This is a genomic window from Nitratireductor lacus (genome assembly GCF_056431025.1).
Genome location: NZ_JBWKMB010000015.1, coordinates 74,030 through 97,272, shown reverse-complemented (window position 1 = coordinate 97,272; position 23,243 = coordinate 74,030). Strand labels below are relative to the sequence as shown.

General features: G+C 62.2%; 23 protein-coding genes, 1 pseudogene and 1 riboswitch. Of the genes and pseudogenes, 10 read left to right on the top strand and 14 right to left on the bottom strand.

All coding sequences use genetic code 11. The annotated features are described in order from the left end of the window. Positions 1 to 465 precede the first annotated feature (465 nt). On the bottom strand, positions 466 to 1,428 hold the full coding sequence (locus tag AC07E3_RS14270; RefSeq protein WP_336068872.1) for a GlxA family transcriptional regulator: 963 nt from the start codon (positions 1,426 to 1,428) through the stop codon (positions 466 to 468). Positions 1,429 to 1,655: 227 nt separating this feature from the next. On the opposite strand from AC07E3_RS14270, the gene AC07E3_RS14265 reads away from it, so the two are divergent. Beyond that, positions 1,656 to 2,312, top strand: coding sequence for an HD domain-containing protein (locus AC07E3_RS14265; protein WP_478362856.1), 657 nt, complete (start codon positions 1,656 to 1,658; stop codon positions 2,310 to 2,312). A gap of 363 nt (positions 2,313 to 2,675) precedes the next feature. On the opposite strand, the gene msrA is transcribed toward AC07E3_RS14265, so the two are convergent. The 11 genes from msrA to AC07E3_RS14210 form a co-directional block, all read right to left on the bottom strand. Continuing rightward, a complete protein-coding gene (msrA, locus tag AC07E3_RS14260) occupies positions 2,676 to 3,182 on the bottom strand; it encodes a peptide-methionine (S)-S-oxide reductase MsrA (RefSeq protein ID WP_065815909.1) in 507 nt (168 codons plus the stop codon). Further along, on the bottom strand, positions 3,179 to 3,625 hold the full coding sequence (gene msrB, locus AC07E3_RS14255; protein WP_478362802.1) for a peptide-methionine (R)-S-oxide reductase MsrB: 447 nt from the start codon (positions 3,623 to 3,625) through the stop codon (positions 3,179 to 3,181). Before msrB ends, msrA begins: the two co-directional genes overlap by 4 nt. 179 nt (positions 3,626 to 3,804) lie before the next feature. Next, positions 3,805 to 4,827, bottom strand: coding sequence for a histone deacetylase family protein (locus AC07E3_RS14250; protein WP_478362800.1), 1,023 nt, complete (start codon positions 4,825 to 4,827; stop codon positions 3,805 to 3,807). A gap of 2 nt (positions 4,828 to 4,829) precedes the next feature. Next, entirely contained in the window at positions 4,830 to 5,348 is a 519-nt protein-coding gene (locus AC07E3_RS14245) for an N-acetyltransferase family protein (protein WP_478362798.1), read from the bottom strand. A 70-nt stretch (positions 5,349 to 5,418) separates the two neighbouring features. Continuing rightward, positions 5,419 to 6,387 carry a 3,5-dioxohexanoate:acetyl-CoA acetone transferase gene (gene kce, locus AC07E3_RS14240; RefSeq protein WP_065815906.1) on the bottom strand — a complete coding sequence of 323 codons (969 nt, stop codon included), beginning with the start codon at positions 6,385 to 6,387 and terminating at the stop codon, positions 5,419 to 5,421. Positions 6,388 to 6,395: 8 nt separating this feature from the next. Then, positions 6,396 to 7,760 (bottom strand): aminotransferase family protein, encoded by a 1,365-nt coding sequence (locus AC07E3_RS14235; RefSeq protein ID WP_478362795.1) that lies wholly within the window; start codon positions 7,758 to 7,760, stop codon positions 6,396 to 6,398. Positions 7,761 to 7,772: 12 nt separating this feature from the next. Further along, positions 7,773 to 9,410 (bottom strand): N,N-dimethylformamidase beta subunit family domain-containing protein, encoded by a 1,638-nt coding sequence (locus tag AC07E3_RS14230; protein WP_478362793.1) that lies wholly within the window; start codon positions 9,408 to 9,410, stop codon positions 7,773 to 7,775. A 4-nt stretch (positions 9,411 to 9,414) separates the two neighbouring features. After that, a complete protein-coding gene (locus tag AC07E3_RS14225; protein WP_478362791.1) occupies positions 9,415 to 10,179 on the bottom strand; it encodes an amino acid ABC transporter ATP-binding protein in 765 nt (254 codons plus the stop codon). Continuing rightward, a complete protein-coding gene (locus AC07E3_RS14220) occupies positions 10,176 to 10,835 on the bottom strand; it encodes an amino acid ABC transporter permease (RefSeq protein WP_065815904.1) in 660 nt (219 codons plus the stop codon). Before AC07E3_RS14220 ends, AC07E3_RS14225 begins: the two co-directional genes overlap by 4 nt. Before the next feature lie 11 nt (positions 10,836 to 10,846). Continuing rightward, positions 10,847 to 11,494: an amino acid ABC transporter permease gene (locus AC07E3_RS14215; protein WP_478362788.1), complete on the bottom strand. Its 648-nt coding sequence runs from the start codon at positions 11,492 to 11,494 to the stop codon at positions 10,847 to 10,849. A gap of 71 nt (positions 11,495 to 11,565) precedes the next feature. Beyond that, the gene (locus AC07E3_RS14210; RefSeq protein WP_478362786.1) at positions 11,566 to 12,348 is read right to left on the bottom strand and encodes an ABC transporter substrate-binding protein; all 783 of its coding nucleotides are present in this window, start codon (positions 12,346 to 12,348) and stop codon (positions 11,566 to 11,568) included. A gap of 129 nt (positions 12,349 to 12,477) precedes the next feature. On the opposite strand from AC07E3_RS14210, the gene AC07E3_RS14205 reads away from it, so the two are divergent. Then, positions 12,478 to 13,437, top strand: coding sequence for a LysR family transcriptional regulator (locus AC07E3_RS14205; RefSeq protein WP_478362784.1), 960 nt, complete (start codon positions 12,478 to 12,480; stop codon positions 13,435 to 13,437). A 4-nt stretch (positions 13,438 to 13,441) separates the two neighbouring features. Here AC07E3_RS14205 and AC07E3_RS14200 read toward each other — a convergent pair whose 3' ends face one another. Next, positions 13,442 to 13,867: an acyl-CoA thioesterase gene (locus tag AC07E3_RS14200; protein ID WP_336068901.1), complete on the bottom strand. Its 426-nt coding sequence runs from the start codon at positions 13,865 to 13,867 to the stop codon at positions 13,442 to 13,444. Positions 13,868 to 14,168: 301 nt separating this feature from the next. Here AC07E3_RS14200 and AC07E3_RS14195 point away from each other — a divergent pair, with 301 nt between their 5' ends. From AC07E3_RS14195 to AC07E3_RS14180, 4 genes are all read left to right on the top strand, one after another. Then, the gene (locus AC07E3_RS14195; protein ID WP_007008951.1) at positions 14,169 to 15,014 is read left to right on the top strand and encodes a transporter substrate-binding domain-containing protein; all 846 of its coding nucleotides are present in this window, start codon (positions 14,169 to 14,171) and stop codon (positions 15,012 to 15,014) included. 75 nt (positions 15,015 to 15,089) lie between these two features. Next, positions 15,090 to 15,752 (top strand): amino acid ABC transporter permease, encoded by a 663-nt coding sequence (locus tag AC07E3_RS14190; protein ID WP_322338448.1) that lies wholly within the window; start codon positions 15,090 to 15,092, stop codon positions 15,750 to 15,752. Positions 15,753 to 15,756: 4 nt separating this feature from the next. Further along, complete coding sequence (locus AC07E3_RS14185; protein WP_478362780.1) at positions 15,757 to 16,422, top strand: amino acid ABC transporter permease; 666 nt, start codon at positions 15,757 to 15,759, stop codon at positions 16,420 to 16,422. A gap of 11 nt (positions 16,423 to 16,433) precedes the next feature. Continuing rightward, positions 16,434 to 17,204 carry an amino acid ABC transporter ATP-binding protein gene (locus AC07E3_RS14180; protein WP_007008948.1) on the top strand — a complete coding sequence of 257 codons (771 nt, stop codon included), beginning with the start codon at positions 16,434 to 16,436 and terminating at the stop codon, positions 17,202 to 17,204. Here AC07E3_RS14180 and AC07E3_RS14175 read toward each other — a convergent pair. Next, positions 17,182 to 18,129: a DMT family transporter gene (locus AC07E3_RS14175; protein ID WP_478362778.1), complete on the bottom strand. Its 948-nt coding sequence runs from the start codon at positions 18,127 to 18,129 to the stop codon at positions 17,182 to 17,184. The two genes, AC07E3_RS14180 and AC07E3_RS14175, sit on opposite strands and share 23 nt — an antisense overlap. Positions 18,130 to 18,247: 118 nt before the next feature. On the opposite strand from AC07E3_RS14175, the gene AC07E3_RS14170 reads away from it, so the two are divergent. The 4 genes and pseudogenes from AC07E3_RS14170 (at position 18,248) to AC07E3_RS14155 (ending at position 23,179) form a co-directional block, all read left to right on the top strand. Beyond that, the gene (locus AC07E3_RS14170) at positions 18,248 to 19,636 is read left to right on the top strand and encodes an aminotransferase-like domain-containing protein (protein WP_478362854.1); all 1,389 of its coding nucleotides are present in this window, start codon (positions 18,248 to 18,250) and stop codon (positions 19,634 to 19,636) included. A gap of 90 nt (positions 19,637 to 19,726) precedes the next feature. Then, a riboswitch (cobalamin riboswitch) is annotated at positions 19,727 to 19,937 on the top strand. 181 nt (positions 19,938 to 20,118) lie between these two features. Continuing rightward, positions 20,119 to 20,331 (top strand): annotated as a pseudogene (locus AC07E3_RS14165) (ribonucleotide-diphosphate reductase subunit beta); the annotation flags it as partial. A gap of 3 nt (positions 20,332 to 20,334) precedes the next feature. Then, positions 20,335 to 20,559, top strand: coding sequence for a hypothetical protein (locus tag AC07E3_RS14160; protein ID WP_336068920.1), 225 nt, complete (start codon positions 20,335 to 20,337; stop codon positions 20,557 to 20,559). A 76-nt stretch (positions 20,560 to 20,635) separates the two neighbouring features. Continuing rightward, the gene (locus AC07E3_RS14155) at positions 20,636 to 23,179 is read left to right on the top strand and encodes a heavy metal translocating P-type ATPase (RefSeq protein ID WP_478362776.1); all 2,544 of its coding nucleotides are present in this window, start codon (positions 20,636 to 20,638) and stop codon (positions 23,177 to 23,179) included. Positions 23,180 to 23,243 lie beyond the last annotated feature (64 nt).

The window sequence follows — 23,243 nt, the reverse complement described above, 5'->3', positions numbered from 1 at the left end:
GAACCGAAGGGCGCGCCACGAGCGGCCGGCGCGTCTCCGGGACGTTGCAATGATGCCACCTCAGCCTGCATGCACCAGTCCGATGAGGGCCAGGCCGTTCGCAGACTGGCTCGACAAGGACGACCTATTTCAAAACCTGGTGATTGCTTCCTCAGTTGGACGGCTCTCTATGTCGATCCGAGTGTGAGGCCCGTAGTCTTTTCGTGCCATCGCTGGGACCGGGGATAGTGCCTATCCACTCAGCGCGCTGTTGAAAGCAAACCTGGACTATCCTGGCCGGATATGCTGCCGCTTGGAAAAGGCCCTGCTGGTATCGACGGCTGCGCGCTCCCGCAACCAATATCAAAACAAAACCCCGCTAAACCAAACGGTTCGCGGGGTTTTGTTTTACATGCACCAAACGTGCAAATCGCCGATTCAATGGGATCGGTGACAACGGATTTTCGGCGTGGCGGATTTTCCATGCTATGGGGCTCCCGAAGGCCGCGCTGGCTGGAAGTTTTCACGATAACGCAGCGGGCTTAATCCCAGCCTGCGCTGGAAGACGCTGCGCATCTGCTCCGGGGTGCCGAAGCCACAGTCAAATGCTATCGCCTTGAGTGCAAGATTGGTTGCCTCGAGTAGATTGCGGGCCTGATCCAGGCGGATGCTTTCGATGAAATCGCGCGGCGTGACCCCAAGTTCTTTCACAAAAAGCCGGGCGATGGTGCGTGTGCTTGTTCCGGCAATGATGGCGAGGCGCTCCACCGGAAATGGCTCGTTCAAATTCTCCATGACATAGGCCTGGACTTTACCCAGTGGTGTCATTGGATCGCTCGATGGCAATAGAAACGGGCTGAATTGGGATTGGCCGCCCTGACGCTGTGCCACGACCACCAGGCGCTTTGCGCAAGCAAGAGCTATCTGCTCGCCGTGATCTTCTCCAACGAGCGCCAGCGCAAGGTCGATGCCGGCCGTTACGCCGGCCGATGTCACAAGACGACCATCGCGGGCAAAGATGCGGTCATGCTCTACGCGCGCGGCAGGAAATTTGTTCGCTAGATTGTCGGCATTCTGCCAATGAGTTGTGACGAGCCTTCCATCGAGCAATCCGGCGTGGCCAAGAGCGAACGCGCCTGTGCAGATCGAGCCATATCGCTCTGCTTTTGTACCCCACTCCCGCAGCCACATCGACATGGCCTCATCCGGTGGATGTTCCGGTAATCCCGGCCCTCCGGCGACGAGCACAGTGTGAAAAGCTCGGCCGGCCTCTTCAAAACTGAGATGTGCAGCCAAGGACATTCCGTTGGAAGCACGGAGGGGCGCGGTCGTCTCGGCCAGGATCAGGCAACGGTAGCCATCTCCCTCTTCCAGAAAGCCATTTGCTTCGGCGAAAACATCAAGCGGGCCAGCAGCATCGAGGCACTGCACTCCCTCGTGGATGACCAACGCTACATCTCTTGTCGGCATAGCCCGCACTCTGTCTTCGCAGTCCCCAAAAGACGAGGGCCAGGCAGATTATACGGCCAAACTGGCAGAAAATCCATGATCGTGGTGATTGCAGCCAATCAAACTCGGCTCGATAACTGAGCAAGCAACAGAAAGGACGACGCTTTGCATCCCTGGCCGCATGGACCGTGGATCGCCAGGCGCGCTGTCTCGAAGGAGGACAGATGATGACGGACATTTCTCACCCTGTCAGCGTAAACGGAATATCAGTACCTGACAGCCGTCTTGGCTGTGCCATCAGGGAGTTTATTCGCGACACCGAAAGCGAGCTTTTGTTCAACCATTCCAGCCGCGTCTTCTTTTTCGGTGCTCTTGCCGGCCAACAGCGTGGCCTCACCTTTAACCCCGAACTGCTTTATGCGGCCGCTATGTTCCACGATGTTGGCCTCATGCCATCTCACAGCAGCGATAATCTTCGCTTTGAAGTCGATGGCGCGAACGCGGCCCGGGATTTTCTTCAAAGCTATAATGTGGATGCCTCGGACATTGAGAAAGTCTGGGCAGGCATTGCGCTGCACACCACGCCGGGCGTGCCCGAATTTATGCATCCCGTAATTGCCCTGACCACCGCCGGCGTGGAGATGGATGTGCTTGGCCTGACCTACGATCAGTATCCCGATGCCATTCGAGATGCGGTTGTCGCGGCTTTTCCGCGAACTTCACAGTTCAAGGAAGATATAATTCAGGCGTTCTACGACGGGATCAAACACAAGCCGAACACCACCTTCGGAAACGTCAAAGCTGACGTGATTGCGGATAAAGATCCGGACTTCCGTTGCGGCAATTTCTGTTCAGTCATCCGATGCTCTCACTGGAAAGCATAGCAGCGCGGCAGCGCTAACCCGGGTGAGGGGTTGCTCCGATGGATTTCATGAACTCGTTCGGGGTCTTGTTGCCAATCGAGCTGTGTGGCCGTTCATTGTAGTCCAACCTTTTATTGTCGATCCTGGTGCAGACGATTTTTGAACGTTTCAGTATAGGCATTGTCAGTTGGTTTTCCGGCCGGGAGAAGTCCAGCCCGACCGTCTTCCTGGGCAACGCCTCACACCGCGCCGGAATGGACAGTGCCTTATCGGCGGCCCTGAACTGACATTGACTGGAACGCCAGCTGCAGCACATAAAAAAACTCCCCCGGCGAACACCGGAGGAGTGAGTGATTTTGGCCTTGAGGGCGGGCTCTCGTAAAGCTATTCGGCCGCGTCGCGTCTGGGCAGAACCCAGCCTGGCCGCGGAAAGTGGCATGTATAGCCATTGGGATAGCGCTCCAGATAGTCCTGATGCTCGGGCTCGGCTTCCCAGAAGTCACCGACCGGCTCCAGCTCCGTAACCACCTGGCCCGGCCAGAGGCCCGACGCATTCACGTCGGCGATGGTCTCTTCCGCCACGCGCTTCTGCTCGTCGTTCTCATAGTAGATCGCCGAGCGGTACGACATGCCGACATCATTGCCCTGGCGGTTCACCGTTGTCGGATCGTGGATCTGAAAGAAGAACTCCAGCAGGTGGCGATAGCTCGTCTTCTCGGGATCGAAAATGATCTCGATCCCTTCCGCGTGGGTTCCATGGTTGCGATATGTGGCGTTCGGCACGTCGCCTCCGGTATAACCGACACGTGTGCTCACGACGCCGGGCAGTCTGCGGATGAGGTCCTGCATGCCCCAGAAGCAGCCACCGGCCAATACAGCGCGTTCCGTCATTCTACATCCTCCACCTGGTCCAGATAGTCACCGTAGCCCTCTGCCTCCATCGCATCACGATGAACAAAGCGCAGCGCCGCTGAATTGATGCAGTAGCGCAGGCCGCCGCGGTCTCTCGGTCCGTCTTCAAAGACATGCCCGAGATGGCTGTCGCCATGCGTGGAACGCACTTCCGTGCGGATCATACCATGGGATGTATCCCGCAGTTCGTTCACATTGGCGGGCACGATGGGTTTTGTGAAGCTCGGCCAGCCGCAGCCTGACTCATATTTGTCGCTGCTTGCAAAGAGGGGTTCTCCGGAAACGATGTCGACATAGATTCCCGGTTCCTTGTTGTTCAGGTATTCGCCCGTTCCTGGGCGTTCCGTGCCGCTCTTCTGCGTCACGTGATACTGCTCCGGGGTGAGGCGGGCCAAGGCTTCGTCGGTCTTCTTGTAGTTCATTGGCAGCTCCGGCTTCCTGATCGTTCGTTCTGTGTTCATATCGGGCGATGGAAGGGAAACTCCACGCCCGCGGAGCCTGATGTAGGTATCGCTCCTGCGTGATCCCAATCATATTAGCGTGAACCGAAACGGAAGTCCGCCATGCTGCCTATGCGAAGGGCAGCTCGATGCTTTTTTCGCTATTGCGACGCGAAGCCAGTGAGGAATGCAGTCAGATTGTCTGATAGCGCATCGCAGAGATAGCCGCCTTCCTGGACGATCACGCTCGGCAGGCCGAGGCTGGAGATCGCCTCCGCCATGCGGGCGAAGCCCGGCGTGCTGACGGACAGTCCGCCGAAGGGGTCGCCCTCGAACGCATCAAGGCCGAGCGCCACGACCAGCGCGTCCGGCGCAAAAGCGCGGATGCGGCGGAAGGCGGGCTGAAGCGCTTCCAGAAAGGCTTCATCGCCCGATTTGCGGGGCAGCGGCAGGTTGAGATTGTAGCCAAGGCCCGGTCCTTCGCCGCGCTCGTCGGCGTGTCCCCAGAAGAAGGGGTAGAAGCGCACCGGGTCGGCATGGATGGAGACGGTGAGCACGTCGGGCCGGGCATAGAAAATGCCCTGCGTGCCATTGCCGTGGTGCAGGTCGACATCGAGAATGGCGACGCGGGCAGCCTGTTTCCGAAGATGCTGCGCGGCGATTGCCGAATTGTTGAAGAAGCAGAAGCCGCCGGCGGCATCGGCAAAGGCGTGGTGGCCGGGCGGGCGCGAGAGCGCATAGGCGGCGGGCGCGCCGCTCATCACGGCTTCGGCGGCTTCCGCCGCACTCCACGCGCTCCAGCAGGCGCTGTCCCAGGTCTCGGCGGAGATGGGGCAGGCGGTGTCGGCCATGTGGTAGCCGGCCTGTCCCACGGCGGAGGCCGGGTAGCGGCCATTGCGGCCAAGCGGGTGGATGTTCGGGATCACCTCTTCGGATGCGCCCTCAATGCGCTGCCAGCGTGTGTAGATGTGCTCCAGAAAGTCCAGATATTCCGGCGTGTGGATGGCGGCGATGGGACCGCGCCCATGCTCGCGGGGACGCTCGATGGCGCAGCCCGCGGCCTTCGCACCCAGAAGAAGACGTTCGGTCCGCTCGGGCTGCTCCGGGTTCGGCTGCGGCGCACCGCTGGAGAGGAAGGCTTTCGGATTGTGCTGTTTCTGCTCTACGGCGTAGAAGGCTTTCATCATCACTCCTGTCTTGCCTGTCGGCTGGCCAGCGCTTCAAAGGTTGCCCCATAGGCAGCGTGCGCGTGCTCGTTCTCATTCCAGCCGATGCCCAGTCGGGCATAGAATGCCTTTGCGTTGTGGTTGTCTGCGTATACCGAGAGCCGCAGATAGACCCCGCCACGTTCGCGCGACCAGGTTGCCGTGGCGGCCAGCAGGGCCTCGCCCACGCCGCGCCCGCGCGCTTCTGGCGAGACGTAGAGATCCTGCACATAGACGCCGGGTTTGCCGAGCCAGGTGGAGAACACGGGGAAGAAAAGGCTGAGGCCTGCAAATGTCCCGTCGCTCTCTGCGATCAGGCAGGAGAAGGCGGCGTCCGGCCCGAAGCCGAAGCGGCGGAAATCTTCCATCTGCGCGACCGCGTGGTCCTGTTCGCCGACATAAACGGCGAGGTCCATGATGGCCTGATGGATTGTCTCTGCGTCATCCTCCGTTGCGAGGCGGATCGAGACGCTGGTGGAGGGGGTGGCGTGATTCGGCATGGGGTACTCCTTGGAGCGTTTCTGCGCAGTTCCGGACGGAAAACCGGTTCCCACTTTTCCTGGAATTGCTCTAGAATGCGACCCGGTCGCCTCCCTTGAGGCCAAGCAGGTCGCGCGCCTCGGCAGGAGAGGCGATCTCCAGTGAAAGGGCCTCCAGAACGGTTCGGATGCGTTTTACCTGATCCGCGTTGGAACGCGCCAGTTCGCCACGTCCATTGTACAGGCTGTCCTCCAGTCCGACACGCACATTGCCGCCCATGGCCGCCGACATGGTGATCATCGGCATCTGGTGCCGGCCGGCGGCCAGAACCGAGAAGCTGTAATCATCGCCGAAAAGCTTGTCGGCAATGCGCTTCATGTGCGTGAGGTTTTCCGGGTCCGGGCCGATGCCGCCCAGAACGCCGAAAACGAACTGAATGAAGAGGTGCCCGGAGACCAGCCCGCGATCGCGGAAATAGGCCAGCGAATAGAGGTGGCCGACATCGTAGCACTCAAACTCGAACCGCGTGCCGCAGCCCTGTCCGAGCCGGGTCAGGATGTTCTCCATGTCGGCGAAGGTGTTCTGGAAGATGGAGCTGCGCGTCGCCTCCAGAAGCTGCGGCTCCCAGTCGTGCTGCCAGTCGGTCTTCTTTTCCAGCGCCGGAAAGAGGCCGAAATTCATCGAGCCCATGTTGAGCGAGCACATTTCGGGCTCGGCGCGCAGCGCTGCGGCGATGCGGTCTTCCAGCTTCATCAGCGAGGAGCCGCCGGTGGAGATGTTCACCACCGCATCGGTCGACTGCTTGATGCGCGGGAGAAACTGCATGAACAGCGCCGGGTCGGCGGAGGGGCGGCCATCCTCGGGGTCGCGGGCATGCAGATGCAGGATCGACGCACCGGCCTCTGCCGCCGCGATGGCCTCGGAGGCGATCTGGTCGGGCGTGATCGGCAGATGGGGCGACATGGAGGGCGTGTGCACGGAGCCGGTGACCGCGCAGGTCACGACGACCTTGCGGCCCGGCTTTTTCTTCATGCCATCGGTCTTTGTGTCTTTGGTCATGGTGCAGCTCAGCGGTTGATGGGGAGATCGAGTTCGGCGGCCAGCGCTTCGAGCGTGTCGCCCAGAATGGCCGTGATGGAGCCGATCTCCTCGCTGGTGACGATCATGGGCGGGCAGACGAGGAAGTGATCGCCCTCGACCCCGCCGCGCGTGCGCCTGGAATAAATGATGAGCCCGCGCTCATAGGCCATGTCGACCATGCGCTGATGTGCGTTCAGCTCCTTGGGCAGGGGCTTCATCGTCTCCCGGTCGGAGACGAACTCTGCAGCGAGCAGAAGCCCCTTGCCGCGCACGTCGCCGATGAAGGGGAAGCGCTCGGAGAGCCGTTCGAGCTCGCCCTTCAGAACCTCGCCCATCCGGGCCGCATTGTCGATCAGGCCGAGACGGTCGATCTCGTTGAGCACTGCGACACCGGCTGCGCAGGCGAGCGGATTGCCGGCATAGGTGAAACCGTGCTGGAAACCGCCGGCATCCAGAACGGGCTTCACGAGGCGGGAAGGGGCGGCCATCGCGCCTAGCGGACAATAGCCGGAGGCAAAGCCCTTGGAGAGGGCGATCAGGTCCGGCTTGCAGTTCCAGTGATCGCCGCCGAGGAATTTGCCCGTGCGCCCCACGCCGCTCATCACCTCGTCATGGATGAGGAGAATGCCGTAGCGGTCGCAGATCTCGCGGATGCGCGGGAAATAGCTGTCCGGCGCAACCAGCGCGCCAGTCGAAGCGCCGCCGATGGGCTCCATGATGAAGGCCAGCACGCTTTCCGGGCCTTCGGCCAGAATCTTCTCTTCCAGCATGTCGGCATATTTGATGCCGCGCTGCTCCATCGTGAGATTGTCGCGGTCGAGATAGGCGGTGGGGGCGGGGATTTTCGGCATCTCGCGCATCATCGGCGAGAACGGGTCGCTGAGTGCCGCATAGCCGGTCACGCCAAGCGCGCCCAGCGTTCCGCCATGATAGGAGGGGAAGCGCGAGATCACCTTCCAGCGTTCGCTCTGGCCCACGGCAAGCGCCCACTGGCGGGCAAGCTTGATGCAGGATTCCACTGCTTCGGAACCACCGGAAACGAAGAAGATGCGGTCCATGCCTTCCGGCAGGCGTTCCGCCGCCATACGGGCGAGCTCTTCCGCCGGCTCATTCTCGAAATGCAGGCGATAGGCGAAGGTCACGCGGTCCATCTGGCGCTTCATCGCGTCGAGCACGTTGCGGTTGCCGTGGCCGATATTGACGACCATCGCGCCGCTCGACCCGTCGATCATGCGGCGGCCTTCCTGATCCCACAGATAGATGCCCTCGGCGCGGTCCACCAGCGGCCTGCGCAGGCGCGACTGGTAGAAGAGGTGAGACGGGGGGCGTTGTGTCGAAGATGTGTTCTGCATGGCGTGTCTCGCTCAGCGGGAGAGGTAACGGTCGAGGACATTCGATGTGACGCGCTCGACCATCGCGTCACCGCGTTTCAGCGCGGCCACCCATTCGCAGCTTCCGGCGTGGAACACCTCGCCACGGCCGCGCGGGAAATTGACGATCATGCCCGAGCCGCGCTTGATGCGGTTCACGGCCTCGTCGGACTGGTTGCCGACCAGCGTTTCGGCGACGAACTTTGCGTCTGCGTCGGAGAGAAACTGGTCGTCGGCGGGAATGTCGGCGCTCTCCTCCTTGAGGGAGGACATGCCGAGCGCCAGGATCTCGAGCCCTTCGGGCGCACCGGAATCCTCCGTCGGCTCAGGCAGGCCGCCGCGGATCACATAGTCGAGCCCGTCCACTTCGTAGCCGAAGGCGTGACCATCCGCGCCCAGCAGGTCGCCGTAATAGATGCCGGTTCCGGCGAAGGCCCAGTGCTCGGGCCGGTAGACGGGGAACCCGCGCACGCCGCGCGGCGCGCAGCCGCCCCAGCCCACATAAAGGCCGCGCAGGGCGTTGAGGCCGAATGTGCGTGCGGCTGGCCGCCCGGTCTCTTCCGCTTCCCAGCAGCCGGAGGTGCGGCGTTTGTCTTCCGACTGATAGACCGGGTCTTCCGCACGCGCGCGGTATTTGTAGCAGACCTGCTTCTTGCCATCGTCTTCAAACCGCGTCTGCCACATGAAGTTGCCGGCGAAACGGGCCGCCCTGCCGCCGTTCTCGACATAGGCATCGACAGCATCGCGCATCTCCCATGTCCAGTATTCGTCATGGCCGACGAAGACCACGCAGTCATAGCCGTCGAGGATTTCCGGCGTGAAGTGCAGCTCGTGCTGGCTCGCCAGATCGACCGCGTAGCCGGTGCGTTCCGCCCAGCGGAAGAAGTGGCTGTCATAGCTCGCCCAGCCGGCGGAGGCGTATTTCTTGGAATAGCCATTGGCATAGGCCCATTCCATGTGCGGATAGCGCGGGGGTGCAGCCGGCGGGGTGTAGATCTCCAGCGGCACGCGTGGCGCACTCTCCGGCAGAACTGCGAAGCCACGGCAAAACGGGCGCTCGGTGCTGACCATGGGCGCATACTGATTGCGTCCGGGGCCGGTGATGCCCTGATAGTGGTTGGAGCCGCCCCAGGTGTTGTAGGCGGTCCAGGTGCCGGTGGCGGCGACCTGCAGGACGCGGCCGGGCTTGCGACCGGCAAGCGGGCGCACGATGAACACATGGTGGCAGGTGATGGCGTTGCCGTCGCGGCCCTCTGCCGTCAGCGCGATGCGATAAGCGCCCGACGGCCAGTCCTCACCGATGCGGAACGCATGGGAGACGGACCAGCCGCAACCGATGACGGAGCACTGGTCGGGCGTGTCCTGCCAGGCGGCGGCAAGGCCGTCCTGCGACAGGACAGGGGTTTCGGTCGCGCCGTCGCGCACGATCTCCAGCCGGTATCGGGAAGCGGTCGCGCTGACATGCAGATTGACCGTCGCGCCGGGCGGATAGGCATAGGCATCGGTGTAGCACCAGATTTCGCCGCGTGCGCCGTCCATGCCTGGAATTTCGTAATAGTGGCCCAGAACCGCCTCGCGGCGTTGCTCTGGCGTCAGCCCGAAATCGGGGAACTCGGTTTCGATGATATGCATGGTCTCAGGCGGCAAGATACTTCTTGAGGAAGGAACGGGTGCGCTCCTGCTTGGGGGCGGTGAAGATCTCGCCGGGCGGGCCTTCCTCCACCACGACGCCGCCATCCATGAACAGGACGCGGTCGGCGACCTCGCCGGCAAAGCGCATTTCATGGGTGACGATCAGCATGGTCATGTGCTCGGCGGCGAGCTGCTTCATCACCATGTTCACCTCGTCGACCAGCTCGGGATCGAGCGCGGAGGTGGCTTCATCGAACAGCATCACCTTGGGCTGCATGGCCAGCGCACGGGCGATGGCCACGCGCTGCTTCTGGCCGCCAGACAGGCGGGAGGGATAGGCGTCGATCTTGTCGGCGAGGCCGACCTTGGAAAGAAGCTCCAGCGTGAGTTCGCGCGCTGCGGCCTTGCTCATCCCCTTGAGGATGATCGGCCCCATGGCGATGTTGTCGTACACGGTGAGGTGCGGGAACAGGTTGAAGTGCTGGAACACCATGCCCATCTGCTGGCGCACCGCATTGATGTGGCGCTCGAAGGCGCGTCCGGTGAGCGGCTGGTTGACCTGAACGCCATCGAGCCAGACCTCGCCGCCATTGAGCGTTTCGAGATGGTTGATGGAGCGCAGGAGCGTGCTCTTGCCGGAGCCGCTGGGGCCGATGATGGCGACGATCTGGCCGCGCTCGACGGAAAGGTCGATGCCTTTCAGAACCTCGAAGGAGCCATAGGCCTTGCGGGCGTCCTTGACCTCGACCATGGGGTTGCGGGTGCTCATCGAGAGACCTCCACTTTCTTTTCGACCTGCCGCAGGCCCGCTTCCAGAACGAGGTTCAGGATGTAGTAGAGCGCGGCGGCCGTGATGTAGAATTCGAACGGACGGAAGGTTTCGCTGATGGCGAGCTGGGCGGCGTGGACCAGTTCGGCGATGCCGATGACCGAGACCAGCGAGGATTCCTTCAGGAGGGCGATCATGTTGTTGCCGATGGGCGGCGCGGTGTTGCGCACGGCCTGCGGGATGACGACGTAGCGCAGCGTCTGCCAGCGGCCGAAGCCGATGCTGCGCGCGCCTTCTGACTGCCCCGGATCGACGGCGGTGATGCCGGCGCGCAGAATGTCGGCATTGTAGACCGCGAAGTGCAGGCCAAGGCCGATAATGCCTGCGCCAAGCGCGGGAATGTCGATGCCGATCTGCACGAGGCCGAAATAGATCAGGAAGAGCTGCAGAAGCAGCGGCGTGCCCATGAACAGCCACATGAAGAAGCGCACGGGATAGGCGATGACCGCCGGGGCGTAGAGCACGGCGACGGCAAACAGAATGCCGCTGAAGAAGCTCAGTATGGACGATGTGACGGTGAGAACGATGGTCCACCAGACACCCATCCACAGGAGGCCGAGATAGGGAGTGACGACGCTGAAATCCAAACCTTGCATTGGTCGCTCCCTCAGCTCAGCGCGTAGCGGCGGTCGAGCGGGTCGACGACACGCGCAACGGCATAGACGATGATCATGTAGAGAAGGGCGGCGACGCCGAAGATCTCGAACGGCTTGTAGGTGGAGCCGATGAAGCGCTGCGCGGTGTAGGTGAGTTCCACCACGGAGATGGTCGAGACCAGGGCGGAGCCCTTCACCAGCGCGACCGTGTTGACGCCGAGCGGGCGGATCATCAGACGGGCGGCCTGCGGCAGCACCACTTTGCGCATGGTCTGCGCCCGGCCGAAGCCGATGGTGCGCGCGGCTTCCGTCTGGCCCTTGTCCACGGAGAGGATCGCGCCACGGATCGATTCAGCCATATAGGCGCCGATGTTGAGGCCAAGACCGATGACGCCGGCGGCAAAGGCGTCGAGATGAATGCCGATCTGCGGACCGCCGAAATAGAGAATGAAGAGCTGGATCAGGCAGGGCGTGCCGCGAAAAATGCTGACATAGACCGTGCCGATCATGCGAAGGGTGCGCGAGCGGGACAGTTTGGCGGCGGCGCCAAGCGAACCGGCGGCAAGGCCCAGAACGAGCGCCAGCGCTGAAATCTGAACGGTGACCAGTGCGGCTTCCAGAAAGAACGGGAAGACGCGCACCATCAGGGAGAAATCCATACGGAAGCTCCGGAAAGGGGCAGGCGGGGTGACCGGCGCTGGAACGCGCCGGCCGGATGGTCACTGCGGGATCAGCGGATGTCGCTGCCGATCCATTCCATCGAGATCTTCTCGTAGGTGCCGTCTTCCATCATCGCGTCGAGCGCTTCCTGCATGGCGGCTTTCAGCTCGGGGCTGTTCTTGCGGATGGCGATGCCGATGGCCACTGCGCCGCCCTCAATGTCCGGCGTGTCGAGCATGCGCAGCTTGTCGCCGGTTTCCTTGATGGCCACACGCACGGGGATGTTATCGACGACGATGGCGTCGAGGCGGCCGGACTTCAGCTCAAGCAGAAGCTCGGGCAGGCCCTTGTAGGTGCGGATGTCCCAGCCACCCTGTTCGCGTGCCCACTTCTCGTGGGTTTCGCCCAGCGTCACGCCGAGCGTCTTTCCTTTGAGATCATCGAGCGCCTGAACCTCGGAATCTTCCATCACGAAGACGGCGCGGCCGGCATGGTAGTACGGGCCGACGAAGTCCACGACCTTCTCGCGCTCCGGCGTGATGGTCATGGAGCCGACAATGGTGTCGTATTTGCTGGCCAGAAGGCCGGCGATGATGCCGTCCCAGGCGGTGGTGACGATCTCACCCTGAACGCCGAGGCGCTTTGCGATTTCCATGCCGATGGAGGCATCGAAGCCAACCACCTGGTTCTGGTCGTTGACGAAGTTGAAGGGCGGATACTGGCCCGACATGGCGATTTTCATCTCGCCGGCTTCCTTGATCGCTTCCAGGTCGCCGGCGTTTGCTGGGAGCGCGCCGAAGCAGGCGGCGAAGCCGAGAGCGGCTGCAAAAAGACGCGACAATAGCTTGGACATGAGAATGGATCCTCCGTTCCTCTGGACGAATGCTGTTCTGTTTTTTTGGCGTGTTGTTCCGATTCATGATTGCGTTTGCCGAAACATTACGCAAATAGATAATGGGAATGGTAATCATAGATTTCGAGAATGGTTGATCAGCGCGCCGAAAGACTGGTTTGGGAACTCGACTGGAACCTCCTGCGCACCTTCGTGGTGATCGCGGAGTTGAAGAGCATCACGCGCGCCGCCGAACAGCTCAAACTCAAGCAGCCCAGTGTCAGCAATGCGCTGAAACGGCTCGAGGATCGTGTCGGCCGGCGGCTTGTCGAACGCGATGCTGCACGTTTTGAGCTGACGGAGGTAGGAGAACTCCTCTATGAGCAGAGCATTGAGGCCTTTGGCGCTATCTCGCAATTGCCACTCTTGATGCGCGGGATCAGGGACGAGGTGACGGGGCATGTGAACATCGCCCTTGCAAGCCATGTGGTGTCGCCCCTTTTCGACCGTGCGCTTGCCGAGTTTCACAAAAACTATCCGCGCGCCAGCATCACACTCACGGTTTCGACGAGCATGGATGTGGCCAAACAGGTGCGCGAGCGGCGTGCCTCATTCGGTGTGTGCCTTGTGAGCCAGCGCGATCCGGCGCTTGACTACACGATGGTCTATCGGGAGTTCTTCGGCTTCTTCTGCGGCCCCGGCCACCGCCTTTATGGGCGCGATGCACTCACTCTTGCCGACCTGAAAGGCGAATCGTCCGTTTCGTTCCAGACGGACCACATATCCGATGCGCTGCGCCCGGTGGCGCTGTTGCGCAGCGAGGCCAAGCTGGACAGCAGCGTGGTCGGCGTTTCCTCAAGCCTTGAGGAGGTGCGGCGCATGATCCTTGCCGGGCTCGGCATCGGCCCGCTGCCGCTGCACGTCGCGCGGCGCGACGTCGATGACGGGCTGCTCTGGCGTCTGCCGCCCTATGACCGGCCGCCACAGATCGACATCTTCATGCTGACCAATCCGGAAAAGGTTCTGAACCGGGCGGAGAAGGCGTTGATCGCCGGGCTTCAGACGCTGATTGCCGAAACCGCGTTCGAGGAACGCGTCTACGACCGCTAAGGCCTCATTCTGATGCGACGAGCAGCGCTTCGCCGCGGGCGCGCAGGCCGGCTTCGAGTTCGGCAGAGCGGCGCGCCTTCAGGTCGAAGCGCACCGTCGTCGTGCGGTTCACGGCGCGCACGATGCCATCGATCGTTCCCGTCATGACCTGCTCGAAACTCACCGACGAGCGCCCCAGACGCGTCACATGGGAGTGGATCGTCAAAAGCGCGCCGGCTTCGGTCTCGTGCTTGTATTCTGTCTCGCTGCGCACATCGGCCCAGCCAAGATCGCGGTTCTTGATAGCCTCGGGACCGGCCAGATGGCCGAGCAGCTGAAAGCTGGCGTCATCGAACATCGCCGCATAGTGGCGCACATTCATGTGCCCCATCGTGTCACACATCCAGGGATGGGCAACACCGACAAAGGTTGTGAGTGTGGTGGAGGTCACAGGCTGTTCTTCCGCGTCTGGATGTCGGCAGGGGCATGCCGGCAGGCATCGTCGCATGGAGAAAACGACAGAAGCGGTGAATTTTCAAGGCCTGCGACCAATGCCGACCGCATGGGTTCGGTCGAGCGGTCGCCCTGCGTCTCAAAAACGCTCAGCGTGGTCCCGCCAGCTTGCCGCGCAATTGGAGCCGGGCCGCCGATGACTTGACAAGGTGCCGACGATACGGCTTGATACGGAAGTCCATTAATATGGATACTATTACATAATAATGGACTAACGGCAATCAGCAGGGGAGCACACTATGTCTATTTCATCGCATGCGAAATCACTGTTACTCACCGTGGCAGTGGTGGCTGCCGCTGCACCGGCGGTCGCTCAGGATCAAGGCAAGCTTAATGAGGTTCTGGAGCGCGGTCACCTCATTCTGGGCACCGGCAGCACCAACGCGCCCTGGCATTTCAAGAGTGTGGACGACAAGCTCCAGGGTTTCGACGTCGACATGGGGCGGATCATCGCCAAGGCGCTGTTCGGTGATCCCGACAAGATCGAATATGTGACGCAGTCCTCGGATGCGCGCATCCCGAACATCACCACCGGCAAAGTCGATGTCACCTGCCAATTCATGACGGTAACGGGTGAGCGCGCCCAACAGGTTGCCTTCACCATTCCCTATTATCGTGAGGGTGTGGGCCTTATGCTGAAGGCCGATGGCGACTATGCGGATTATGATGCGCTGAAGGAAGCCGGCTCGTCCGTTACGGTCTCCGTGCTTCAGAACGTTTATGCCGAAGACATGGTTCACGCGGCCTTGCCGGAGGCCTCGGTCGATCAGTACGAATCCGTCGACCTTATCTATCAGGCGCTGGAATCCGGCCGGGCCGATGCGGTTGCCACAGACCAGTCTTCGCTGGCGTGGTACATGACGCAGAATCCGGGCCGCTATACGGATGCCGGCTATGGCTGGAACCCGCAGTCCTATTCCTGTGCCGTGGCGCAGGGCGATTCTGACTGGCTCCACTTCGTCAACACGGCGCTTCACGAAGCGATGACCGGGGTCGAGTTCAATTTTTACGCTGAATCGTTCAAGACCTGGTTCGGCAAGGAGCTTCAGCCGCCGCAGATCGGTTTCCCCGTAGAGTACAAATAACCATCGCGTCTGGACGGGAGCAGGCGGCGGCACATCGCCGCCTGCTTCGTTCCTGTTGCATGGCTGGGAACCAATATGGGCTATACACTCAATTTTTCCGCCGTCTGGCGCAGTTTCGATCAGCTTCTCTGGGGGCTTCTGCTCAGCCTTGAACTGGCGATTGGCGCGATCCTGATCGGCGCCGTCATCGGCCTCGTAACGGCCTTTGGCCTCATCTCCACAAGCGGCTGGGCGCGCCGTCCGGCAGCGCTTTACGTCACGATGATCCGCAATCTGCCGATCCTCGTTCTGATCCTGTTTTCCTATTTCGCGCTGCCGCAGATGGGTGTCCGTCTGGGCAAGATCGAAAGCTTCGTGGCAACGCTCGCCATCTATTCCGGCGCCTATCTGGCGGAGGTGTTTCGCGCGGGCCTTCTGTCCATCCCCAACGGTCTGAAGGAGGCGGGCCTCGCCATCGGGCTGACGCCGATGCAGATCCGCACCTCCATCGTCATACCGCTGATGTTCAGAAATGTGCTGCCGTCGCTCTCTTCCACGCTGATCTCGCTTTTCAAGGACACGTCTCTGGCCGCAGCCATCGCGGTGCCGGAACTCACCTTCGAGGCGCGCAAGATCAATGTCGAAACCTTCCGTGTGGTCGAGACCTGGATCGTCGCTTCCTGTCTCTATGTCGCCACCTGCACGGTGCTGGCCGCGCTCATGCGCATGGTCGAGCGCCGTCTCGTGATTTCGAGGTGAGCCGATGAACGAGTTTCTCGCATTTCTCGATCAGGTCTGGCTTGCCCGTTTCGTGCTCCTGCGCGGTCTTGGCCTGACTGTTTCAATCTCGCTTCTGGCCATCGCGCTTGGCTCCGTGCTGGGCGTTCTGGTCGGGCTTGCGCTGACCTATGGAAACAGGCCGCTGCGCTTCGTCGTGCGCGCCTATACGGACTTCATCCGTGGCACGCCCGTGCTCGTTCTGGTGCTCGCCAGTTTCTACATCCTGTCCACCATCGGCATTGAGCTGAACGCGTTTCAGGCGGGTGTGTTTGCGCTGGCGGTCTTCTGCTCCTCGCATGTGGGTGAAATCGTGCGCGGCGCGCTGCAGGCTATTCCGGCCGGGCAGACAGAAGCGGCCCGGGCCATCGGGCTCACCTTCCGCCAGACCTTCACATCGGTTCTGTGGCCGCAGGCGCTGCGCCAGATGCTGCCCACCTGGGTGAACACGGCTGCGGAGATGGTCAAGGCGTCCACGCTTCTGTCCGTCATCGGCGTGGCCGAGCTTCTGCTCCGCACGCAGGAGATCATCTCCCGCAATTTCATGAGCCTGGAGTTCTATTTCCTGGCCGGCCTTCTCTACTTCGCCATCAATTACGCCATCGAGCGCTTCGGCAAATATGTCGAGCGCAAGGTGTCTGTTCCATCCTGAGAGTACCCGACATGACGAAGAACCTTCTTGAAATTCAGGCCCTGCGCAAGCGCTACGGTTCGGTGGAGGTGCTCAAGGGCGTCGACTGCACCATGCAGCAGGGCGAGGTGATCTCGATCATCGGTTCGTCGGGCTCCGGCAAGACAACCATGCTGCGCTGCATCAACATGCTGGAGGATTTTCAGGGCGGCCGCATCCTCATCGATGGCGAACCCATCGGCTACGAAGAGCGCAACGGCGTGCGCGTCCGCAAGAGCGAGAAGGAAATCGCCCGCCAGCGCGCGCTGACGGGCATGGCCTTCCAGCAGTTCAACCTGTTCCCGCACATGACCGCCGCTTCCAATGTCATGCTTGGTCTGATCAAGGTGAAGAAGATGGCGCGCGACGAGGCGCGCAGTGTCGCGGAAAAATGGCTCGACCGTGTGGGTCTCGGACAACGCGCGGATCATTACCCCGGCCAGCTCTCCGGTGGTCAGCAGCAGCGTGTTGCCATCGCCCGCGCCATCGCCATGAACCCGCGCCTCATGCTCTTCGACGAGGTCACGTCCGCGCTTGATCCCGAACTGGTGGGCGAAGTGCTGCAGGTGATCAAGGATCTGGCCGCCGATGGCATGAGCATGCTCCTTGTCACCCACGAAATGCGCTTCGCTTTCGAGGTTTCCTCCCGCGTCATCTTCATGAACCAGGGTGTGATCGGCGAGGAGGGAGATCCGAAGGTGATGTTCCTGAAGCCGCAGACCGAACGCCTTGCCGAATTCCTCAAGACGTCGAGCTTCGCCTGAGATCTTGACCAACTGCCGCCGGTGCGCCCGAGCGCCCGGCGGAAAATGAGCGCCCAGCGGAAAATCTGGCCCCGGCCACGCACAGAATGATGGCGGCGGTGACCGCCATCATGCCGGCCGTTACGGGTTCGTGCAGCAGCATCGCCGCCAGCGCGAAGCCGAAGAAGGGCTGCAAAAGCTGCAATTGCCCAACCGTCGCCGTGCCGCCCAGCGCCAGCCCTCGATACCAGAATATGAAGCCGATCAGCATGCTGAAGACGGACACATAGCCAAACCCCAACCATGCCTCATTATCAACCGTTTCAAACCCTGCCGGCAGGGTGTAGAGCGCCAGCGGCAGCATGAGCGGGAGCGACAGAACCAGCGCCCACGAGATCACCTGCCAGCCGCCCATTCTCCGTGAAAGCGATGCGCCTTCCGCATAGCCGAGCCCGCACACGATGATGGCTGCCAGCATCAGGAGGTCGCCCTTTGGGGAGGCGGTCATGCCCTGGCTCGCCGCATAGCCCACGACAAGCGCGCTCCCCATCACCGAGAACAGCCAGAATGCCGGGCGTGGGCGCTCGCCGCCGCGCACGACGCCGAAAATGGCGGTCGCAAGCGGCAGAAGGCCGATGAACACGATGGAATGCGCTGAGGTGATGTGCTCGAGCGCCAGCGCCGTCAGCAGGGGAAAACCAACCACCACGCCGATGGCGACGATGAACAGCCCTTTCAACTCGCTTCGCTTGGGCAGGTTTTCCCGAAACGCCAGCAGAAGAAACCCGCCCAGAAGCCCGGCAATCGACGCGCGCGCTACGGTCAGAAACACCGGATCGAAACCCAGCACCGCCACCCGTGTCGCCGGCAGCGACCCGCTGAAGATGATCACACCCAGTAGGCCGCTTGCCCAGCCGCTTGCCCAGCCGATCGTCGTCTTGTTCATGCCATGCTCCTTTTCTCCTGCCTGTGTGGGGCAGGGGGCATGGCGGCGCCAGAGACGATGCAGTACAATTTCAATAAACTGTAATGGTCGAACGGACAGTACAGCGATGCTGACATCCATGCGCAATGCCGATGAAACACGCCTTGAGGGCGTCATGTCCGCCATTCGTGGGCGCATCGCCAATCGCACGCTCACGCCGGGGGCGAAGCTGCCGTCGATCCGCAGTTGCGCGCGCGCCATGGGAGTTTCGAAATCCACCGTTGTCGAGGCCTATGACCGGCTTGCCGCCGAAGGCGTGATCCGCTCGCGGCCGGGGGCCGGCTTCTTCGTCACCGCGCCGCTTGCGCCGCTGGCGCTGGCCGAAATCGGCCCGGCGCTCGACCGCGAGGTCGACCCCTTATGGATCTCGCGTCAGGCGCTTGCCTCCGGTTCGCGCATGTCGATGCCCGGTTGCGGCTGGCTGCCTGCCTCATGGATGCCGGAAGACGCCTTGCGCCGTGCGCTGCGCCGGCTCTCCCGCGCGACCCCGCAGAAGCTTGCCGATTACGGAGCGCCGCTCGGCTCGCTGGCGCTGCGCACACTGCTTGCACGCCGCATGGCCAGCCATGGCGTCGAGGCGGCTCCGGGCCAGATCATGCTCACCGATTCCGGCACGCAGGCCATCGATCTTCTTTGCCGCTTCCTTCTGAAGCCGGGCGACACGGTGCTGGTGGACGATCCCTGCTATTTCAATTTTCATGCGCTCCTGCGGGCGCATCAGGTGAAGATCGTCGGCGTGCCCTACACCCCGTCGGGGCCTGATATCGAGCGGTTCGCCGACGCGCTGGACCGGCATTCGCCGCGTCTCTACATCACCAATTCCGCGCTTCACAATCCGACCGGAGCGGTGCTTTCGCCGGCGGTTGCCCATCGGCTTTTGCTGCTTGCCGAAAAGGCCGACCTGACCATCATCGAAGACGACATTTTTGCCGACTTCGAGGTCGAGCCAGCGCCCCGGCTTGCCGCCTTCGACGGGCTGTCGCGCGTCGTCTATATCGGCAGTTTCTCCAAGTCGCTTTCCGCGTCGATGCGTTGCGGTTTCGTTGCAGCGCCTGCCGACTGGATCGAAGGCCTCACGGATCTGCGCATCGCCACCTGTTTCGGCGGCCCCGCCATGGCGGCGGAGCTTGTGCTCGGCCTTTTGAGCGACGGCAGCTACCGCAAGCATATGGAAACCGTTCGCCAGCGTCTGTCCCGCTCCCGCGAAACGGTGGGCGCGCGCCTGCGCAATCTCGGCATCGAACCGTGGATCGAGCCGAGCGCGGGCATGTTCCTGTGGTGTCGTCTGCCCGACGGGCTGGATGCGGCCACGCTTGCCCGCCATGCGCTTGAAAGGGACGTGGTGCTCGCGCCCGGAAACGCCTTCAGCCTGTCAGGCTCGGCCAGCGGGTTCCTGCGTTTCAACGTTGCTCAATGCGATGATGAACGGATTTTTTCCGTTCTGGAGGAGATCACACGCGCGCCGTAGAGCCATGTCCGACGCGGTTTTGCGGATTATCCAGCAGTTTGTTTCTGCTTTCTCCGAAAACAATATGTTGACTTCATGGGTCCGTTGGATACCAACTATAGGGGTTATGGTTCTTCCGATTCCTCGCGGGTCGGAAGTGAAAAGGGAAGCCGGTGCGCCTTTGGGCAAGTCCGGCGCTGCCCCCGCAACTGTAAGCAGCGAGCCGCTTTCACTTTGAGTCACTGATGCCCCAGCGCATCGGGAAGGCCGAAAGCGGCGATGACCTGCGAGCCAGGAGACCTGCCATGACGAGATAAACGTCCACGGGCGGGGTGTCCCGGTGGTGCGTGTGTCGCCACGGGTCTGCCGTCGCGCCGCATGTCTCCGCGCCCCTGTCCAACCGCCACGGGGGTCTATATGCCGGCGACTGAAGCAAAACACACCAATGGAACCGCCACGGTTCCGCATTCCACTGGAAACACAGAAACCGCATGGTATAAACGGGCTTTCCCGGTCTCAACGCGGCGCTGTGCGAACAGTACATGCACTTCATCGCAAACCGCCGCTGCGCCCAGATTGGCCTGGCTCCGGTCTTCGCCGAAACCGAAAACCCGTTCCCGTGGATGAGCGAGGCGATGGACCTGAAGAAGGAGAAGAACTTCTTCGAAACCCGCGTCATCGAGTATCAGAGCGGCGGCGCGCTGAGCTGGGACTGATCCATGGCGTATGACGCAACCAGAATGAAGCTGTTGCGGGCGGGGTCGATCCCCGCGCAGCAACGCGCTTTCACGGAGTGGCTTTTGAGCCTGCCGGGCGATGCCGATGTCGAATATGCGGCGCGCCGCCAGCTTGCCGAGATCGACAGGCGGCTGCCGAACCACCCGGAAGTGCAGTATCTGCGCCTGCTGCTCAGCGCCTTTTCCGGCTCGGAAACGATGCAGTGATTTTCTCGCTTGACCTTCCATTGACTGGAAGGTTTAGAAGCGCAATCCTGAACAATAGTCATTCAGGGTGAAAGCGATGAATACCCTTCCTGCCGATACGTCTTCGGCCAATGTAAAACGCTTCCGCATCGAGGGGCTGAGCTGCGCTTCCTGCGTCAAACGCGCGGAAAAGGCGATTGCCGCCGTCGATGGCGTTGAAAGCGCCTCGGTCAATCTGGCGACCGAGACGGCCGATGTCGCGGTGCGGCCCGGCGTTGATTTCTCCAGCATCGTCAGCGCGGTGGAACGTGCCGGCTATGCCGTGCCGGAGAGCCATCTCGATATCGGCATCGAGGGCATGACCTGCGCATCCTGCGTGCGGCGTGTGGAGCAGGCGATTGCCGCCGTGCCCGGCGTTTCAAAGGTTGCGGTCAACCTCGCCACCGAAAGCGCATCCGTCGAACTTCTGAATGATGAAGCGCGCAGCGGCGTGGAAGCGGCGATCCGCAAATCCGGTTACACGCCGGTTGCCCGTTCCGATGGCGCTGCCGCCCGCGATGCGCATGAGGAGGCCAAGGCCGCCGAGTTTCGTTCGCTCAAGCGCGATTTCACGCTGGCTGCAATCTTCACCCTTCCGATCTTCATTCTCGAAATGGGGAGCCATTTCATCCCGGGCATGCATGCCTGGCTGATGGGGATCGCAGACCGCAAGACGCTCTACCTCCTCTACTTCGTGCTGGCGACCATCGTGCAGTTCGGGCCGGGCCTGCGCTTTTATCGCAAGGGCTTCCCCGCGCTGATGCGCTTTGCGCCGGACATGAACTCGCTTGTCATGCTCGGTTCCAGCGCTGCGTGGGCCTATTCGGTCGTGGCCACCTTCGCGCCCGGCATTCTGCCCTCCGGCACGGTCAACGTCTATTTCGAGGCCTCCGCCGTCATCGTCACGCTCATCCTGCTCGGTCGGCTTCTGGAGGCGCGCGCCAAGGGCCGCACCGGCGAGGCCATCAAGCGGCTGATGGGCCTGCGCGCCAAGAGCGCGCGCGTTCTCCGCGACGATGCCTTTGTCGAGGTGCCGCTTGAAGAGGTGGTTGTGGGTGACCGGCTTCAGGTGCGCCCCGGCGACAAGGTGCCGGTCGACGGTCTGGTCGAAAGCGGTTCTTCCTATGTGGATGAAGCCATGATCTCCGGCGAGCCCGTCCCGGTTTCCAAGTCCGAAGGCGACGAGGTCATCGGCGGCACGATCAACAAGACTGGCAGCTTCGTTTACCGCGCCACCAAGGTCGGCTCCGACACGGTGCTGGCGCAGATCATCCGCATGGTCGAAAACGCGCAAGGGGCCAAACTGCCGATCCAGGCGGTGGTGGACCGGGTCACGGCCTGGTTCGTCCCGGCGGTGATGCTTGCCGCAGCACTCACCTTCGTCGTGTGGATGGTGTTCGGGCCCGATCCCGCATTCGCTTTCGCGCTGGTCAATGCGGTCGCGGTGCTCATCATCGCCTGCCCGTGCGCCATGGGGCTTGCCACGCCCACCTCCATCATGGTCGGCACCGGCCGCGCAGCACAGCTCGGCGTTCTGTTCCGCAATGGCGAGGCGCTGCAGAGCCTGCGCAACACACACGTCGTCGCGTTCGACAAGACCGGCACGCTGACGCTCGGTCGCCCCGCGCTCACCGATTTCGTGATGCAGGACGGTTTCGAGCGCGCCGAAATCCTTTCGCTCGTCGCATCGGCGGAAGCCATGTCCGAACATCCGGTGGCCGAAGCCATCGTCGAGGCCGCGCGCGCCGAGGGGCTCACCCTCAAGCCGGTCGATGCGTTCGATGCGGTTCCGGGTTTCGGCATTGCCGCCACCGTTGGCGGTCGCAGTCTTCACATCGGTGCGGACCGCTACATGCGCCAGCAGGGCGTCGAGATCGGCAGTGCATCCACCGCCGCCGACAGGCTCGCCGCCGATGCCAAGACGCCGCTTTACGCTGCGGTGGACGGACGGCTTGCGGCCGTCATCGCGGTCGCCGACCCCATCAAGGAATCGACACCGCGCGCCATTGCAGCGCTCCACGCGCTGGGGCTCGAAGTGGCCATGATCACCGGCGACAACCGCCACACCGCCGAAGCCATTGCCGCAAAGCTGGGCATCGACCGGGTCGAGGCAGAAGTGCTGCCAGAGGGCAAGGTCGAGGCGCTCAAGCGTCTGCGCACTCTGGCTGGCCCGGTTTCCTTCGTCGGCGACGGCATTAACGATGCTCCTGCACTGGCTGAAGCCGATGTCGGCATTGCCATCGGCACCGGCACGGATGTCGCCATCGAGAGCGCCGACGTGGTTCTCATGGCGGGCGATGTGACCGGCGTTGCCAATGCCATCGGCCTCTCGCAGGCGACCATGAAGAACATCCGGCAGAACCTGTTCTGGGCATTCGCCTACAATGTGAGCCTCATTCCGGTTGCCGCCGGTGTGCTCTACCCGACCACGGGAACGCTCCTGTCACCCATGCTCGCTGCCGGTGCGATGGCGCTCTCCAGTGTGTTCGTGCTGGGCAACGCCCTGCGGCTCAAGCGCTTTCAAGCGCCTCTTCCTGCCCGGTCTGCCGGGCAGGAGGGAGCGCAGCTCGGTGAGGCGAGGGCGGTCACGGCGTCCGCCTGACTCCAATTCTGGGGATTTTCAAAAACCGATTCGACATGATGGTTCTTGCCGGGCATAATGCTTA

Bases quoted from the DNA above. Each gene is read 5' to 3' on its own strand.
- AC07E3_RS14215 (WP_478362788.1), bottom strand. From the start codon at position 11,494: ATGGATTTCTCCCTGATGGTGCGCGTCTTCCCGTTCTTTCTGGAAGCC.
- AC07E3_RS14265 (WP_478362856.1), top strand. From the start codon at position 1,656: ATGACGGACATTTCTCACCCTGTCAGCGTAAACGGAATATCAGTACCT.
- kce (WP_065815906.1), bottom strand. From the start codon at position 6,387: ATGACCAAAGACACAAAGACCGATGGCATGAAGAAAAAGCCGGGCCGC.
- AC07E3_RS14210 (WP_478362786.1), bottom strand. From the start codon at position 12,348: ATGTCCAAGCTATTGTCGCGTCTTTTTGCAGCCGCTCTCGGCTTCGCC.
- AC07E3_RS14245 (WP_478362798.1), bottom strand. From the start codon at position 5,348: ATGCCGAATCACGCCACCCCCTCCACCAGCGTCTCGATCCGCCTCGCA.
- AC07E3_RS14250 (WP_478362800.1), bottom strand. From the start codon at position 4,827: ATGAAAGCCTTCTACGCCGTAGAGCAGAAACAGCACAATCCGAAAGCC.
- AC07E3_RS14225 (WP_478362791.1), bottom strand. From the start codon at position 10,179: ATGAGCACCCGCAACCCCATGGTCGAGGTCAAGGACGCCCGCAAGGCC.
- AC07E3_RS14235 (WP_478362795.1), bottom strand. From the start codon at position 7,760: ATGCAGAACACATCTTCGACACAACGCCCCCCGTCTCACCTCTTCTAC.
- msrB (WP_478362802.1), bottom strand. From the start codon at position 3,625: ATGAACTACAAGAAGACCGACGAAGCCTTGGCCCGCCTCACCCCGGAG.
- AC07E3_RS14195 (WP_007008951.1), top strand. From the start codon at position 14,169: ATGTCTATTTCATCGCATGCGAAATCACTGTTACTCACCGTGGCAGTG.
- AC07E3_RS14205 (WP_478362784.1), top strand. From the start codon at position 12,478: ATGGTTGATCAGCGCGCCGAAAGACTGGTTTGGGAACTCGACTGGAAC.
- AC07E3_RS14220 (WP_065815904.1), bottom strand. From the start codon at position 10,835: ATGCAAGGTTTGGATTTCAGCGTCGTCACTCCCTATCTCGGCCTCCTG.
- AC07E3_RS14175 (WP_478362778.1), bottom strand. From the start codon at position 18,129: ATGAACAAGACGACGATCGGCTGGGCAAGCGGCTGGGCAAGCGGCCTA.
- AC07E3_RS14230 (WP_478362793.1), bottom strand. From the start codon at position 9,410: ATGCATATCATCGAAACCGAGTTCCCCGATTTCGGGCTGACGCCAGAG.
- msrA (WP_065815909.1), bottom strand. From the start codon at position 3,182: ATGACGGAACGCGCTGTATTGGCCGGTGGCTGCTTCTGGGGCATGCAG.
- AC07E3_RS14170 (WP_478362854.1), top strand. From the start codon at position 18,248: ATGCGCAATGCCGATGAAACACGCCTTGAGGGCGTCATGTCCGCCATT.
- AC07E3_RS14160 (WP_336068920.1), top strand. From the start codon at position 20,335: ATGGCGTATGACGCAACCAGAATGAAGCTGTTGCGGGCGGGGTCGATC.
- AC07E3_RS14155 (WP_478362776.1), top strand. From the start codon at position 20,636: ATGAATACCCTTCCTGCCGATACGTCTTCGGCCAATGTAAAACGCTTC.
- AC07E3_RS14180 (WP_007008948.1), top strand. From the start codon at position 16,434: ATGACGAAGAACCTTCTTGAAATTCAGGCCCTGCGCAAGCGCTACGGT.
- AC07E3_RS14190 (WP_322338448.1), top strand. From the start codon at position 15,090: ATGGGCTATACACTCAATTTTTCCGCCGTCTGGCGCAGTTTCGATCAG.
- AC07E3_RS14185 (WP_478362780.1), top strand. From the start codon at position 15,757: ATGAACGAGTTTCTCGCATTTCTCGATCAGGTCTGGCTTGCCCGTTTC.